The sequence below is a fragment of the Paenibacillus psychroresistens genome (assembly GCF_009728935.1).
GTDB classification, from domain to species: domain Bacteria; phylum Bacillota; class Bacilli; order Paenibacillales; family NBRC-103111; genus Paenibacillus_AC; species Paenibacillus_AC psychroresistens.
The window spans coordinates 5,425,547-5,440,416 of record NZ_CP034235.1; the positions used below are offsets into that span (position 1 = coordinate 5,425,547).

Sequence of the window (14,870 nt, forward strand, 5' to 3'; positions counted from 1 at the left end):
TAATCTATTATTTATTGGATGGAAGTAACCATTATTTCCATTTTTCCCGTACTTACATTTAAACGGCCTTCAACCATTTCATATTCCTTATCCGCAACCAACAGATAGTTAGAGTGTTCTAACATAGCTATCATCCAAGTATTCCAATCACGCTCATCAATCTGTACCAAATCGCCATTTTCCATTTTTTCAATTATTATTACATTTCCATTCATATATAGTATCCTCCTCCGAATATAATTCATATTAGTATAACGTTTAAATCTCAACATCGTTTCAATATTCTTACCTTATCATTTGCAGCACAATGTTTCAATCATTTGGAAGGAGTTTATATACAATAATCGACAACAATTAAAATTAATGAAACAGGGAGTGTATTAAATGGGTTTAGTAATTAGTATCGTAATGGCGATTATTATTGGTTATATTGCTGACATCTTTGTTAAAAACAGTATGCCAGGAGGTATCATTGGCTCCATGGTTGCCGGATTCGTAGGAGCTTGGTTAGGCAGTTTTATATTTGGCACTTTTGGCCCAGTGATTGCAGGATTTGCTATTATCCCAGCTATCATCGGTGCGATTATCGTGATTTTCTTATTTGGACTCATTAGTCGCGGCAGAAGATAACAAAAGCCCATCTCTACATTAAATTGTAGGGATGGGTTCTTTTATGGAAAAAAGGGTATTCTAATTAACAACAAAATGAGGGTAGGTATATAGATGAAACGTTCAATGATTATTTGGATTGCACTTGGTGCTGTTCTACTTATAATTATTTTCTCTGCAATAGGCTCTTATAACGGGCTTGTAACTTCTGAAACTGCAGTTGAAAATAAATTCTCACAAATTGATGTAGATTTAGAAAGACGTGCTAATTTAATTCCTAATTTAGTAAGTACGGTGAAGGGCTATGCTGCACATGAAAAAGAAGTATTAGATAATATTGCTAAAGCACGTACCAGCTTGATCGGAGCTCAAACTCCAGATGAGAAAGCACAAGCAGATACTCAATTAACTGGTGCCTTATCCAGATTGCTTGTCATCGTTGAAAATTATCCCAACCTAAAAGCAGATGTTCAATTCAAACAATTGATGGATCAATTAGAAGGAACTGAAAACCGGATTGCCGTTTCACGTAAAGATTATAACGATGCCGTTTCCACCTACAATATTAAAATTCGCTCCTTCCCTGCTTCTATCTCAGCTTCTTTGTTTGGCTTTGAGAAAAAGCCATTTTTCAACAATGCACCTGGAACGGATCAAGTGCCAGAAGTGAAGTTTTGATATGTGGAATTTAAGCTGGAAACCACTTGCATCATTGCTACTGCTGCTTGTAATCCTTTCTCCAAGTTCAGTTACACAAAAAGCAGCCGCTCAAATAGATAATCACTTCGGTGTTTATGTCCAAGATGAAGCCGATCTGCTGACTCAGCAAGATCAGTTACTTCTTTATCAAAAAGCTGTATGGCTGCAGAAAAATGCTAAAGGAGCGCAAATTGGTATTCTAACCGTGCCTACTTTAGGCAATCAAACACTCGAAACACTTGCTGTAGCACGCTTTCGTGAAATGGGATTAGGCAGCAAAGCAGGAAACAACGGAGTGCTGCTGTTATATACCGCTCAGGAAGATCATGTGCGGATCGAAGTGGGATACGGCTTGGAGGGGCGAATTACGGATGGCAAGGCAGGGGCAATTCTCGATCAGTACTTCATTCCACATTTAAAAGCTGGCGAGGTAGCAGCAGCATTTGCTGAAACTCAATTGGCATTAATCCGTGAAGTAGCAGCAGAATATAATGTAGACATTTCCCAGATTTCAGACGGAACACTACCTTCTCTCGATGCTCCGGAATCATCTGGTTTTTTTGACAGTATCCCTGGTTACCTCAAGCTTATCATTGGAATTGCTTTGGTTATTCTGATTATACTTGATTTTAAATTCACTGGCGGCATGGTTACCTTTACTTTACTCTCCATGTTTCGAGGCGGAAGATCCTCCGGTGGCGGCAATAGCGGAGGTGGTTGGGGAGGTCGCGGTGGTGGCGGCTCTTCTGGTGGAGGCGGCGCAAGCAGATAATGTTTATAAATTCTGTACATTGTACAATCGAGCATAGGCACCTGATTGCTGAATTAGCTGATCATGAGTTCCCTTCTCTTTAATTTCGCCATTTTCAATAAGAACAATTTGGTCTGCATGAGTAATTGTAGACAAGCGATGTGCGACTACTAATGTCGTTCTGTCCTTAGCCAGCTTCTCCAACGATTCTTGGATAAGGTGCTCCGATTCTAAATCAAGTGCTGATGTTGCTTCATCCAATACGAGAATGCGTGGGTTTTTGAGGAATACTCGAGCTATCGCAATCCTCTGCTTTTGTCCACCTGACAGCTTGACTCCTCTTTCACCAATTTCAGTATCATAGCCATTTACTAGATTCATTATAAAATCATGAGCATTTGCTGCTTTTGCTGCATCCATTATGACTTCATTTGTCGCTTTAGGATTGCCGAATAGAATATTTTCCCGTACACTTCCACTGAACAGAATATTATCCTGCAAAACCATCCCAATTTGGCTGCGCAGGCTTTTTGTTGTGATATTCATGATGTCCATTTGGTCAATTCGGATTCTGCCTTCTTGTATATCATAGAAACGTGGAAGCAGGCTGATTAACGAGGATTTCCCTCCCCCACTCATTCCAACAAATGCTATGGTTTGACCTGGCTCAATTGTTAAATCAATATTCTTCAACACCCAGTCCGTGGAAGAATCATAGCGAAAGGAGATATTCTCAAATTGAATACGACCTTTAATGGTTTGAATCGGTTTGGCTTGAGGGGAATCTACTACATCATAAGGCTCGTCCAAGAGCTCCATAACTCGATCTAAAGAAGCACTGGCCTGTGTTAATTCCGTTGAAGAATTGACCAAGCGACGCAGCGGATTATATAAACGATCCAAATAAGCGAAAAAAGCAACAAACTCGCCTAATGTTAAATTCCCCTGTATCACTACATAGGCTCCATATGTAAGAACCAGCAAAGGTGCAATATCAGTTAAAGTATTAATGATAGCATTAGTAACAGCATTCCATTTGGTTAAAGCTATCGCTCGCTCGAGAAAATTTCGGTTTTTATCAGCGAATCTTTCTTGTTGATGCTCCTCCAGAGTAAAGCTTTTAATGACTGGAATTCCATTCACTCGTTCATGGAGGTAGCCTTGAATTTCAGCTAGTGCTTGCGATCTCGATTTAGTTAAATCCCGCATTCGTTTATAGAGCTTCTTCACAGCAAGAGCATAAAAAGGAAATATGGCAATGGATACAATCGTAAGCCAAAAATCCATATGAAACATCAGTGCAATCGCAATGGTTAAGGAAAACAAATCCAACCAAACATTCATCATACCTGTTTCAACGATATTCTTGGTTTGTTCTGCGTCATTCATCATCCTTGAGATAATCTCACCGGTTTTATTATTCTGGTAGAATCGCAGGCTGAGCTTCTGAATGTGATCATAGAGGTGATTACGCAAGTCAAATAGAATCCGGCTAGTCGTTAATTGGGCAAAATATTGGCGTAAATATTCGATCGGTGCCCTCAGAATCACGAACAATACAAAAGCTGCTCCCATTACATAGAGTAACTTTTCCGTTTTTTCTGCCGGGGATAGAGTGCCATTTATTAGGTCGTCTACGATATATTTCATGATCAACGGAAAGGTTAAGGGGATTGTAAATTTAATCATGCCAATAATGATTGTGAGGATAACAAGGCCTTTATACGGTCTGACGAACACTAGATATTTTTTAAAGCTAGACATAGCTGCCACCTCTGTTTTCCTGTTTCAATCCTAATTAATTCGGGACTGAATGAATTATACTACATGGTTATTAATTTAACCTAGCTTAATGAGCTCTTAATAAAGAATACATAAATTTCGGTTCAATAGAGGAAAATAGAGCTACAACTATAAAATGAGGTGTTTAAATGTTTAAATTAATCGTTCTGATTTGCTGCTTCTTGCCAACACTTCTACTTTCAACGCATGTTTATGCACATAAGGATGAAGCACTAAAGGTTGCTTTTATACGTGGTGGTGAGCTCTGGGTGAAGCAAGCTGATAAAGAGTTACAGCTCACGCATGAGAATCCTGTGTTTGATCCAAAATGGTCCTATAACGGAGCATTTATTGCCTATTCAAGTGGTAAAGATGCCGACTCCATCTCAGTTTACTCATTTAAAACAAATAAAAGCTATTCAGTCGCAAAAGGCGGCTCTCACTATGAATGGGCTCCCACTAGTAATATTTTAGCTTTCCAAATTCAAAGCTTATTGAATACCACAAATGTTCACGATGAGCCAACCAGCCATTTTGAGAATGTATCATTCGGGGTTGGCAATTACTCCTGGCTCCCAGATGGGAAAGGCTTTCTGGTTTCATCATCCGCTAGCTTACTTCCAACAGGCTGGACGCAAATTGGTTTGTTTCTAGTTCCACTCGATGCTCATGCGGACCCTGCTAAAGCAAAGCCATTATATACGCTGCCCCCCGAATCCAAGGATTTTTTTGCAGTTTCAACAAGCTCTTTTAAATGGTCTGCAGATGGTAAATGGATCGCTTTTGTTGCAGAGCCCACCGCCTCGTTAGCAAGCGACCAGAGTACATTATGTTTACTGTCTGCGGATGCCAAAACATTCAAAACAGTAGCAAAAATGCTACATTATGAGGATTGGTTTCAATGGGCACCAACTCGCAGCTCAATTGCATATATTCAAGGTGAGGATAGACAAATCGACCGCAATAAGCGGCTTAAGGTGATTGATCTCCCTTCCTTTAAGGAAAGTTCATTAGGGGCTAAGGGCTATGTAGATCAAGGCTTTACATGGATCAATGATCAGGCAATTACTTTATCGCGTGCCAAAGAAAATCTAGGAGCATATAATGCAGTGCCTAAAAATTTACCTGCTCTATTTAAAGTTCAGCTTGCTAATAACCAACAGAAACAGCTTACTTACCCACCTAAAAATTCGGGGGATTTCAGCCCCTTTTCGCTGATTAATAGTCAAAAGCTTACTTGGTTTCACTCGGATGAAAAACTTAGCAATTTATGGACAGCAAACCTCGATGTATCAAAAGCAAGAGAGCTGATTCATAACGTTGACCTGGGAATGAGCTACTACGGGAAAATATTTGCGAACTCTGTGATTGATTGGTATGAGCCGGACGATAAGAAAACGATAGCTGTATTAACAGGTGAGCCCTCTTATGCCAAGTGGGGAAAGCTTGCAATGAGCCAGGTTAAGAACAAATATCAGGCTGACATTGTGGATTATAAGCATTTAGGCCGCAAAGAAATCTCGCCAAAAATCGCTGAGGAGGATTTTAAATTCTGGTTACGAAGCGGATCCCGTGAGTTTGGTGTATTCGTACAAATTCGGTTTGAGTCCTCAACTGAAAAAGTACAATCTATTTCTATTCAAGAAGGTTAGGTATTACATTTAGTTCATAAGCTAGCACATAAAATCAAATTTTCTGAATATAGTGTAGATACGAACCCTTTACTAGGAGAGAGGTGACCTATTTGCACGCTGATGAAATGAAATTATTGGAGTACTCGATTAAAGAAATCATGGAAATAGCCAATGGCTTTGGGTTGGATTATTACCCGATGCGATATGAGATATGTCCAGCCGAGATTATCTATACCTTTGGCGCCTATGGAATGCCAAGTCGATTCAGTCACTGGAGCTTTGGAAAAAGCTTCCATAGGATGAAGACCCAATATGATTTGGGCTTAAGCAAAATCTATGAGCTTGTGATTAATTCCAATCCTTGTTATGCCTTTCTTTTAGATGGCAATTCGCTCATTCAGAACAAACTAATTGTTGCCCACGTGCTGGCTCATTGCGATTTTTTCAAAAACAATGCGCGTTTTTCCCACACAAATCGAAACATGGTTGAAAGCATGTCTGCAGCATCCCAACGAATCAGCCAGTATGAAATGAAATATGGTACCGAAGCTGTAGAAACTTTTCTGGATGCTGTGCTTGCCATTCAGGAGCATGTCGATCCAAGCTTTTATAAGAAGAAGCGCAGTGAAAACGACGATAACGAAAAAGCGGATGAAGACAATAGCTTTCAGTCTGAATATAACGATCTTTGGAGCTTGGAGCGATCAGATATCGTTGATGAAAATTCAAATAAACGCTTTCCAGTTCAGCCTGAAAAAGATATCCTTAGCTTTATTGAAACCCACTCTCTTCATCTAGAAGGCTGGCAGCGGGATATTCTCACCATGCTGCGCGACGAAATGTTATACTTCTGGCCACAAATGGAAACTAAAATCATGAACGAAGGCTGGGCTTCGTACTGGCATATCCGCATTCTTCGCGAATTGGACCTAACCTCCGAAGAAACATTAGAATTCGCTAAGCTCAATTCGGCTGTTGTGCAGCCATCTCAAACCAGCTTGAACCCTTATTATTTAGGCTTGAAGATTTTTGAGGATATCGAGCGTAGATGGGATAAGCCAACAGATGAAGATAAACGGCGATTTGGTTATAAAGCTGGCTTGGGGCGTGAGAAAATGTTTGAGGTCCGCGAGTTCGATTCCGATACCTCCTTCATACGCAGCTATCTCACTAAGGAATTAGTCGAAGACTTGGATTTATACATTTTCGAGAAAAAGGGCGCAGAGTGGAAAATTACCGATAAAACCTGGGAAACCACTCGTGATCAGCTCGTTTATTCTCGAGTCAATGGCGGCTTCCCCTACCTCTATGTTGAGGATGGAAGTTATTTAGACAACGGTGAGTTGTATCTGAGGCATGCTTTTGAAGGCAATGAATTAGATTTAAAATACATTGAAAGAACCTTACCTTATGTGGTGCAGCTTTGGGGTAAACCTGTGCATTTGCAGACAACTATCGAGGATAAAGCTGTATTGTTTAGTCATGATGGTAAGAAAGCTAATCGGCGGTTTTTGTGACAAGAAAAATTTGAGGCTCAAGCAATCAAGCTTGAACCTCTTTTTGCTGCTCTTTATTCAATATCGACTTATGATTTCGTAAATATTTAGAATTTACATTGTTGAGTTAAATTTTTAGAGTGTCTATGACTTTATGATATAATTAAATTAATAGTAATTCTGAAGAGGTGATAATCATGCAATGGGAAGAAGTCCGCAAAATTTATCCAGATCAATATGTACAAATGCAAATTTTATCGTTCCACACAGAAGACAATATTAAGTTTGTTGACGATGTTGCACTCATACGTGCAATTCAAGACCCAAAAGAAGCAACCCAAGAGCTTTTACAATCCAAAAATGGGTTGATTGTCTCACATACTGCGAATGAGGATTTGAAAATCCATTTAAGATCCCTTCGTGGACTGCGAGGAGTCATTCAGCATGAAAATTGATTATATTAACGGTTTATTACAAACATCTATTACGATAACATATAAAGGTAAATCAATCGTAATAGATAAGCTAGTAATTGATACTGGGGCTTCACATAGTCTACTGTCAGCAGATATTGTTTCTCTAATCGATGTATTTTTTGAAAATTCAGATGAAATTGTTAATTCGTACGGTATCGGTGGAGAAGAAAGCAGTTACAGAAAAATGTTTCAAAGAGTTCAACTTGGAGATTTTGAGATCCTAAATTTTAAATTAGATATCGGCGCTCTTCATGAACATTTAGACATTCATGGACTTATTGGATTAGATCTATTAATAGCAGCAAATATGATAATTGATCTTAATAAATTAGCCATTTACCCAGCAATAATCAATTAATAATCAATTAAATGACTCGATACATACCAAACTTCCCCTAATGCACGATCCTCCTAATACATCAGCTAGTTTCCCTTATAATTCGAATCCAAAAACTCTTTCCTCCTATCCTCGAGGCTTTTTTCCATGTGCAGAATAAAAAAGCACTGATGTTGGGAAAATAATCAAAACGCTGAAAAAATTGGAGGATACACCATGACCCCCAGTCAGGATAAATCTTTTTCTCCTGAATTAGTAATGAATTTAGACAAGATCAAATCTGAGCTGGGAAATAGCCAGGATGTCATCATTCGAGAATTTCAGCTAGGTGGTAAACTAGATGCTGCTATTATTTTCACAGATGGATTGTCTGATCAAAACATTATCTCCAATTCTTTAATGAGAAGCTTATTGAATCTTCAGGATGAAGCTTTAATCCAAACCGCCATGGATAACGGCTCCAATCAAATTATCCAAATGGTTACAGAACAATTATTAACCTTTGGTGAGATCAAGGAAGTCTCGGATTGGGATCAACTATTTATCTATCTTTTATCTGGTTGTTCCATTCTGTTATTTAACAATTGTGATCGTGCAATTTCCGCCGCAACCAAAGGAGGGGAAACTCGCGGGGTCACTGAAACCAGCACACAATCAGTTGTTCGTGGCCCCAAAGAGGCATTCTCAGAATCTATCCGTACCAACACTGCCTTAATCCGCAGGAAAATAAAAAGCCCAAAGCTCTGGCTTGAACAAAGAGTGATCGGTGATGTTACCCAAACCGAGGTCGACATTATGTTTATTAAAGGGATTGCCAATGAGAAAATCGTTCAAGAAGTCAGAGATCGGTTGGATCGGATTAAAATTGATGGCATTCTCGAGTCTGGATATATTGAGGACTTGATTCAGGATGAAGTATGGACTCCATTTCCGACTGTTTTCAATAGCGAAAGACCTGATACTATAGCTGCAGGATTGCTTGAAGGCAGAATAGCCATACTTACGGATGGAACCCCTTTTGTACTGCTTGTCCCTGTAGAATTTGTCAGCTTCCTGCAATCCGCAGAGGACTATTATCAACGTTATGATATCGGGACTTTTCTACGGCTCCTGCGCTTTGGGTCTTTTTTCATTGCTTTACTCTTGCCTTCACTTTATGTTGCCATCGCTACATTCCACCAAGAAATCATTCCAACCTCCTTACTACTGCATTTAGCCGCTCAACGCGAAGGTGTTCCTTTTCCCCCAATCGTCGAAGCTTTTTTAATGGAAATTGTCTTCGAGGTTCTTCGTGAAGCAGGAATACGGATGCCAAGTGCTGTGGGGAAAACCATTTCCATTGTAGGTGCCTTAGTTATCGGTCAATCCGCAGTGGAAGCAGGGATTGTTTCTCCCGCCATGGTCATCATTGTTTCTTTTACTGCTATTACGAACTTTGTTATCCCTGCTTTTAGTCTTGCAATTGCCGTACGTTTGTTGCGTTTTGGTTTCTTGATTCTTGCTGGAACTTTAGGCATGTATGGGATTGCAGTTGCCTTAATATGTCTAGTCCTGCATTTATGCAGCTTAAGATCGTTTGGCATACCTTATTTAAAGCCCTTCGCACCATTTATGGCCAATGAACAAAAGGATGCCATATTGCGCTCACCTATCTGGGCTATGAATAAACGCCCGCAATTTGTTAGTCAAGATTCGACCCGATTAGGTAAGAAGCAGAAGCCAAAAAAACCACCCGGTGATAAGCCAAGAAATGGTGGTGAATCCTAATGGGCAAAAGAATAGCAGTAGGCGTTATTATTATCATGCTCTCTATCACTTCGGGTGGTTGCTGGGATATCCGCTATTTGGATGAGCTTGCGATTGTATTTGCAATTGGTTTAGATACAAGTGACTCGGCTAACCTTAAAGTTACCGTTCAAGTCGTGAATCCAACAACGGTTTCATTGGGCTCAAGTAAAAGCGGTGGTGGCGGTAACAGTGCTGTGACCACATATAGTGAAACAGGACCGACGTTTTTAGAGGCTATTCGTAAAATGACCAGTAAAACATCCAGAGCGCTCTATTTCTCACACAACCAAGTCCTTGTCATCGGAGAGGACTTAGCGAAGGAAGGAGTACGGCAATTATTTGATTTTATAGAAAGGGATCCCGCTATTCGAACTGATTTCTATATTGTTATAGCCAAAGGTGCAAAAGCCGCTGATGTTCTAAAAATTACGACTCCGGTAGAAATGATTCCTGGTACCAAGATACATGATTCTATAGATAATGTTGAAAAAAAGATAGGTACCTCCTACAAAGTTTCTATGAAAGATATAATCCAGCAAATCAATTCTGGCAAGCAAGAAATTGTAGCCGGAAGCGTCGAAATTGTCGGTGATAAGAAGCAAGGAGGCAGTAAACAGAACATTGAAGAAATCAACCCTACCACTCTCTTAAAGCTAAATGGAATGGCCGTCTTCAAACATGAAAAATTGGAGGGATTTATGACCCCAGGTGAATCCAAAGGTCTGTCATGGATCAACAATAGAATTAAAAATACAGTTATACATATACCCTGCGAGAAAGAAGGTACCATAGCTATCGAAATCATGCACTCATCCACTAAATTGAAAGTGAAGCTTCAAGATAATCAGCCTTCCTTCTCCATTCATGTGCGCCAAGAAGCCAATATAGGTGAAATAATATGCAGCGATCTCGATATTTCGGATAAAAAAACATTTGAGATCCTCCAAAAACAATTCAATGAGAAAATTAAAAAACAGATTATGAACACTGTAACCAAGGTGCAGGAAATGGAGACGGACATTTTCGGTTTTGCAGATCTTGTTAATAAAAAAAATCCAGCTTATTGGAAAAAAAATCAGCACCAATGGGATGGCATCTTTGCTAAAGTCCCGGTTACAGTTGAAGTGGAAACAAATATTAGAAGAGAAGGAATCAGGGGCAAATCTTATTATCAAAAAAATTCATGAGCAGGTAAGAGGAGTGTGGAAGCATGCGTACAATATGGAAAAAGATGAAATCTAATAAAAAAGAAACCATGATTTTTAGTTCAACTATGCTGTTAGCCGTCATCCTTTTCCTCTGTATGGCTCTTAACATTCCCATTCCCTCTCCAACCCTTTACATCGGAAATCTATTGGAACCCATCGTTAAACCAATTGCTCTTTGGTTAAAAGGAGACTCTTAATGGTTGAAAATGGGAAGATTTCAATTTTGCAATTTGGTATTATGATGTTTATGTTTGCAATCGGAAGTGCCGTTATTCTGATACCTTCCATTATAGTTGCAGTTGCCAAACAAGATGCTTGGATTACTTTTGTCATAGCCATCGGTTTGGATTTTGGAATTGTTACTTTTTGGACTGCTCTAGCGAAGCGATTCCCTAATGAAACCATCATCCAGTACAGTGAGCGAATTCTAGGGAAATGGTTCGGGAAAATGATTGGTCTCATTTACATCTCCTATTTCCTTTACCTCAGTGCATTAGTGTTAAGGAATCTTGGCGACTTTATCTCAACCAGTTTATTAGTTCAGACCCCTCAACAATTTGTACATATTATATTTATGATTCCGATTATGTATGGAGCTTATTTAGGTCTTGAGGTGATTGGGCGGGCAAGCGAGATTTTACTTCCATGGGTTGTTCTTTTTTTCTTAGTAATGACAATTCTGCTGTTAAAAGATATCGATTTCTCAAAATTATTACCTATCCTCCCAAATGGAATACAAATGCCTATAAAAGGCTTGTATCCTCTTATTGGATTTCCTAAATGTGAAATGATTTTATTTTTAATGCTTACTCCATTTGTGAAGCAGCCTGGAAAAATCAAAAAATATTTTTTGCTTTTTTTTATTGGCTCCGCCGTTTTTGCTGCTCTGCTTGTCCTTGTTTCAATAACAGTTCTTGGTGTAGACCTCACAGAAAGAAGCACGTTTTCGGTATTTGATTTAGCTAAAGAAATCAAGGTTGGCAGCTTTTTTAATCGTGTAGAGGTTCTGGTCGGCGGAATCTGGATTATAACTATTTTTGTAAAGCTATGCCTTTGCTTTTATGCAGCTAATCTGGCTACTGCTTATGTTTTTAATTTAAAAAGCTATCGGATCACTATTCTGCCTTACGGGTTAATCGTTATTGCCTTATCCACGATAGTTTTTCACAATCCAGCCGAGGCCTTTTGGTTTATCACGGGTGCTTATCCACTCTATGCTATGTTTCATGGATTTTTCATCCCTGGGGTTTTATTGGTAGTGGCCAAAATTCGCAAGTTAAAAATTAAGCCTAAGGAGGTTGCTTAATGGAAGATCAGTTTGTGCCGATTAGCCCCTCAATAGTCACAAATCTTGAGAAACTTAAGCTCCGTTTTTCGGATAACGAGCTTTTAGTGATCCGTTACCTCGGTAATAATGAAGAAATCCCTATAGCTGCGTTCGTTTACATAAATGTCCTCATCGATGAAAAAAGACTAAATCAGCAAATCATTCGCAAAATAAGCGAAGATCTCGATAAGAATACAGGCCCGTTGGATGTTACTGTTATCGATTCGATTTATTCTATGGGAGCTGTGCATGTTATTCCATTAATGGAGCCTGCAATTAATTTGATTTCTGATGCCGGCATCCTAATTTTTGTGGAAGGTCATTCGAAAGCATACGGCATCCCATTGCCAGGGTTCGTTACACGTCCAGTAGACGAGCCTATGCTTGAACTTAACGTACGGGGTCCGCGAGAAGGATTTACAGAAGATTTACAGAAAAATTTAGGCATGGTTTATCGGAGAATGAAGTCAGCGAATTTAAAAGCTAAATCCTACGTAATCGGTCGGCAAAGTCAAACTAAAGTTATCCTGCTTTATCTGGATAATAAGGTTAATCCAGATGTATTAACTGAGGTTAAAGAAAGAATTGAGAAAATAGACTTAGATGTTTTAGTGGATAGTGCTCAGGTAGAGGAATGGATTCAAGATAACACCTTCTCGCCTTTTCCCCAAATCCTAAATACCGAAAGACCGGATCGAATTATTACAGCACTGAATAGAGGTAAAATAACCATTCTGATCGATGGAACACCGATTGCTTTAGTCGCTCCATCTACCTTTTTCGAAATGATGCATCCAAGTGAAGATCTATATGAACGATTTTATTTTGCCAATTTTTTGCGTGTAATGCGCTTGATCACAATGTTTGTATCTTTGTTCGGTCCATCCTTATATATCGCCTTGACTACTTTTCATCTGGAGATGATTCCTACCCCGTTAATGCTGGCATTTCTTTCCACCAAAGCTGGAATTCCTTTTCCTACTTTTGTTGAGGCTCTACTCATGGAGGTATCATTTGAAGTATTACGAGAAGCCAGTCTTCGACTTCCACGCACCGTCGGTCAATCTGTTAGCATTGTTGGGGCATTAATAATTGGAGAAGCTGCTGTACAATCTGGAATTGTCTCTCGACCCATGGTTATTGTAGTGGCTATGACGGGGATTGCCTCATTCAGCATTCCTTCTTTTAGCACAGGTATTGCTTTCCGTATTCTTAGATTCCCTCTGATGTTTCTTGCAGCTTCAACAGGCGTCTTCGGTATTTCACTGGGCTTTATCCTCATTCTATTACATCTAAGCTCCTTACAGTTCTGCGGAGTACCTTTCTTTGAACCGATTAATTCGACTAGCTTTAGAAATACTGTCAAAAAGTTCATTCTCCTGCCGGTTCAGCTAAGAAGCATGTCGAATCATAAAAAAACAATTAAATCATTAAACCAAGGAAACTATCATCTGGATATTGACGTGGAGGAGTATGATAAACATTAAAAAGCTGTTAATTATTTGCTCACTTTCTTCTTTGATATCTGGCTGTTCTCCTGATATTACGGAAATTAGTGATATTGCGTTAGTTATGGCTACAGCGATTGATTATGATATAAAAAAGCACACCTATATTTTCACTGGATTTTGTGTGCTGCCCTCATCGACAAGCCTGGAAGCTTCAGGAAAGCTAACTAAATGGGTCGAAAGTTCCACAGGCGATTCTATTATGGAAGCTGCACAGAATTTGCGCGGTCGTGCTGGTAAAACCTTGATATGGCAGCATAATAAATTCTTAATCATTGGGGAGGATGCGGCACGCCACTCGCTTTATGAAATATTAGATTATTTGGACAGAATCCGTCAAATTCGACTTACCAGCTACATGATGATCAGTGAGGGAAAAGCAGCAGATAAACTAAAGCTGAAGCCGGAAACAGACGATTCGCTGACGAATGAACTGATGGGAGTTATTCGGAATGAACAGTTTCGCGGCAAAAGCATCAACTTATTGCTTAAGGACTTTACGAATTGGTACCCTAATCCTTATCGAGGCCTAGTTTCAGGTAAAATAAGCAACACAGATCCATCCAATCATACTCGAAAAACACTTAGTCTGGACGGAGGAGCGATTTTCAATAAAGGCCGTTTTATAGGTTGGTTAAATAAAGCGGATATTCTAAGCGTTCGGCTTCTGTCAGAGGATCATCAATGGGAAAAACTGGAGTTTAGCAATACAATGAATTTTGACTCCTCAAAGGTATCTTTGTTGTATCACGTTTCCAAACAAAAAACATACAGCAGTTATTCAGAGGGAAGCCCTAAAGTCACAATAAATTTAAATTTAAAAGTAAACTTAGTTGAAATGGAACATACTCTCCAAATCAACGACCCGAAAGCCATCCAACAATTAGAGAATTCGGCTGCTAGGCACATTGAGATGGTTCTTTCAAAAAGTATCACTTATTTTCAAAAGGATTTAAAAATAGATGTTTTGGGAATATCCGATTATTTCATTCAGTATCATCCATCTGGTTGGAATAAGATGAAGGATAATTGGGATAATATTTTCGCTACAATTCCTATTCAGCTTCATGTTAATGTAAAAATCGATAAATTGGGTATGATCCAAACCCTAGGAGCTAAGTAACATGTTGTTCATTTCAATCACTGCCTTCTTTTATGGGGCTTTCTGTTCTTATTATTTATGGAAAAAACAATTTAAGTATGAAGCTATTATTATGCTGCTGCTATGTTGGTCAATAGTAGGCGCATTAAATTA

15 protein-coding genes are annotated in these 14,870 nt (G+C 39.2%); 13 read left to right on the top strand and 2 right to left on the bottom strand.

The features are described 5' to 3' along the window. Positions 1 to 11: 11 nt before the first annotated feature. Positions 12 to 215 (bottom strand): hypothetical protein, encoded by a 204-nt coding sequence (locus EHS13_RS24890; protein WP_155702976.1) that lies wholly within the window; start codon positions 213 to 215, stop codon positions 12 to 14. A 169-nt stretch (positions 216 to 384) separates the two neighbouring features. Between EHS13_RS24890 and EHS13_RS24895 the strand changes: the two genes are divergently transcribed. The 3 genes from EHS13_RS24895 to EHS13_RS24905 all read left to right on the top strand — a co-directional run bounded on the left by EHS13_RS24895 (position 385) and on the right by EHS13_RS24905 (position 2,080). After that, positions 385 to 630, top strand: a complete 246-nt coding sequence (locus EHS13_RS24895; RefSeq protein ID WP_155702977.1) for a GlsB/YeaQ/YmgE family stress response membrane protein — start codon at positions 385 to 387, stop codon at positions 628 to 630. 93 nt (positions 631 to 723) lie between these two features. Continuing rightward, on the top strand, positions 724 to 1,287 hold the full coding sequence (locus EHS13_RS24900; protein ID WP_155702978.1) for a LemA family protein: 564 nt from the start codon (positions 724 to 726) through the stop codon (positions 1,285 to 1,287). A gap of 1 nt (position 1,288) precedes the next feature. Beyond that, positions 1,289 to 2,080, top strand: a complete 792-nt coding sequence (locus EHS13_RS24905) for a TPM domain-containing protein (RefSeq protein ID WP_155702979.1) — start codon at positions 1,289 to 1,291, stop codon at positions 2,078 to 2,080. Positions 2,081 to 2,083: 3 nt separating this feature from the next. Here the strand turns inward: EHS13_RS24905 and EHS13_RS24910 are convergent, their stop codons facing one another. Further along, positions 2,084 to 3,823: an ABC transporter ATP-binding protein gene (locus EHS13_RS24910; RefSeq protein ID WP_155702980.1), complete on the bottom strand. Its 1,740-nt coding sequence runs from the start codon at positions 3,821 to 3,823 to the stop codon at positions 2,084 to 2,086. Between the two features lie 167 nt (positions 3,824 to 3,990). Here EHS13_RS24910 and EHS13_RS24915 point away from each other — a divergent pair, with 167 nt between their 5' ends. From EHS13_RS24915 to EHS13_RS24960, 10 genes are all read left to right on the top strand, one after another. Next, positions 3,991 to 5,493: a DUF3889 domain-containing protein gene (locus EHS13_RS24915; RefSeq protein ID WP_155702981.1), complete on the top strand. Its 1,503-nt coding sequence runs from the start codon at positions 3,991 to 3,993 to the stop codon at positions 5,491 to 5,493. A 107-nt stretch (positions 5,494 to 5,600) separates the two neighbouring features. Beyond that, positions 5,601 to 6,992, top strand: a complete 1,392-nt coding sequence (locus EHS13_RS24920) for a SpoVR family protein (protein ID WP_405083519.1) — start codon at positions 5,601 to 5,603, stop codon at positions 6,990 to 6,992. Between the two features lie 176 nt (positions 6,993 to 7,168). After that, on the top strand, positions 7,169 to 7,426 hold the full coding sequence (locus tag EHS13_RS24925) for a hypothetical protein (RefSeq protein ID WP_155702982.1): 258 nt from the start codon (positions 7,169 to 7,171) through the stop codon (positions 7,424 to 7,426). Further along, positions 7,416 to 7,805, top strand: coding sequence for a retropepsin-like aspartic protease (locus EHS13_RS24930; protein ID WP_155702983.1), 390 nt, complete (start codon positions 7,416 to 7,418; stop codon positions 7,803 to 7,805). The genes EHS13_RS24925 and EHS13_RS24930 overlap by 11 nt, the downstream gene beginning before the upstream one ends. A gap of 195 nt (positions 7,806 to 8,000) precedes the next feature. Then, positions 8,001 to 9,551, top strand: a complete 1,551-nt coding sequence (locus EHS13_RS24935; RefSeq protein WP_155702984.1) for a spore germination protein — start codon at positions 8,001 to 8,003, stop codon at positions 9,549 to 9,551. Continuing rightward, the gene (locus tag EHS13_RS24940; protein ID WP_155702985.1) at positions 9,551 to 10,759 is read left to right on the top strand and encodes a Ger(x)C family spore germination protein; all 1,209 of its coding nucleotides are present in this window, start codon (positions 9,551 to 9,553) and stop codon (positions 10,757 to 10,759) included. The genes EHS13_RS24935 and EHS13_RS24940 overlap by 1 nt, the downstream gene beginning before the upstream one ends. Before the next feature lie 23 nt (positions 10,760 to 10,782). After that, positions 10,783 to 10,977 (top strand): hypothetical protein, encoded by a 195-nt coding sequence (locus tag EHS13_RS24945; protein ID WP_155702986.1) that lies wholly within the window; start codon positions 10,783 to 10,785, stop codon positions 10,975 to 10,977. Then, positions 10,977 to 12,086 (top strand): GerAB/ArcD/ProY family transporter, encoded by a 1,110-nt coding sequence (locus EHS13_RS24950; RefSeq protein WP_155702987.1) that lies wholly within the window; start codon positions 10,977 to 10,979, stop codon positions 12,084 to 12,086. Before EHS13_RS24945 ends, EHS13_RS24950 begins: the two co-directional genes overlap by 1 nt. Next, the gene (locus tag EHS13_RS24955; RefSeq protein WP_155702988.1) at positions 12,086 to 13,594 is read left to right on the top strand and encodes a spore germination protein; all 1,509 of its coding nucleotides are present in this window, start codon (positions 12,086 to 12,088) and stop codon (positions 13,592 to 13,594) included. The genes EHS13_RS24950 and EHS13_RS24955 overlap by 1 nt, the downstream gene beginning before the upstream one ends. Further along, entirely contained in the window at positions 13,581 to 14,738 is a 1,158-nt protein-coding gene (locus tag EHS13_RS24960; protein ID WP_155702989.1) for a Ger(x)C family spore germination protein, read from the top strand. Before EHS13_RS24955 ends, EHS13_RS24960 begins: the two co-directional genes overlap by 14 nt. Positions 14,739 to 14,870: the final 132 nt, after the last annotated feature.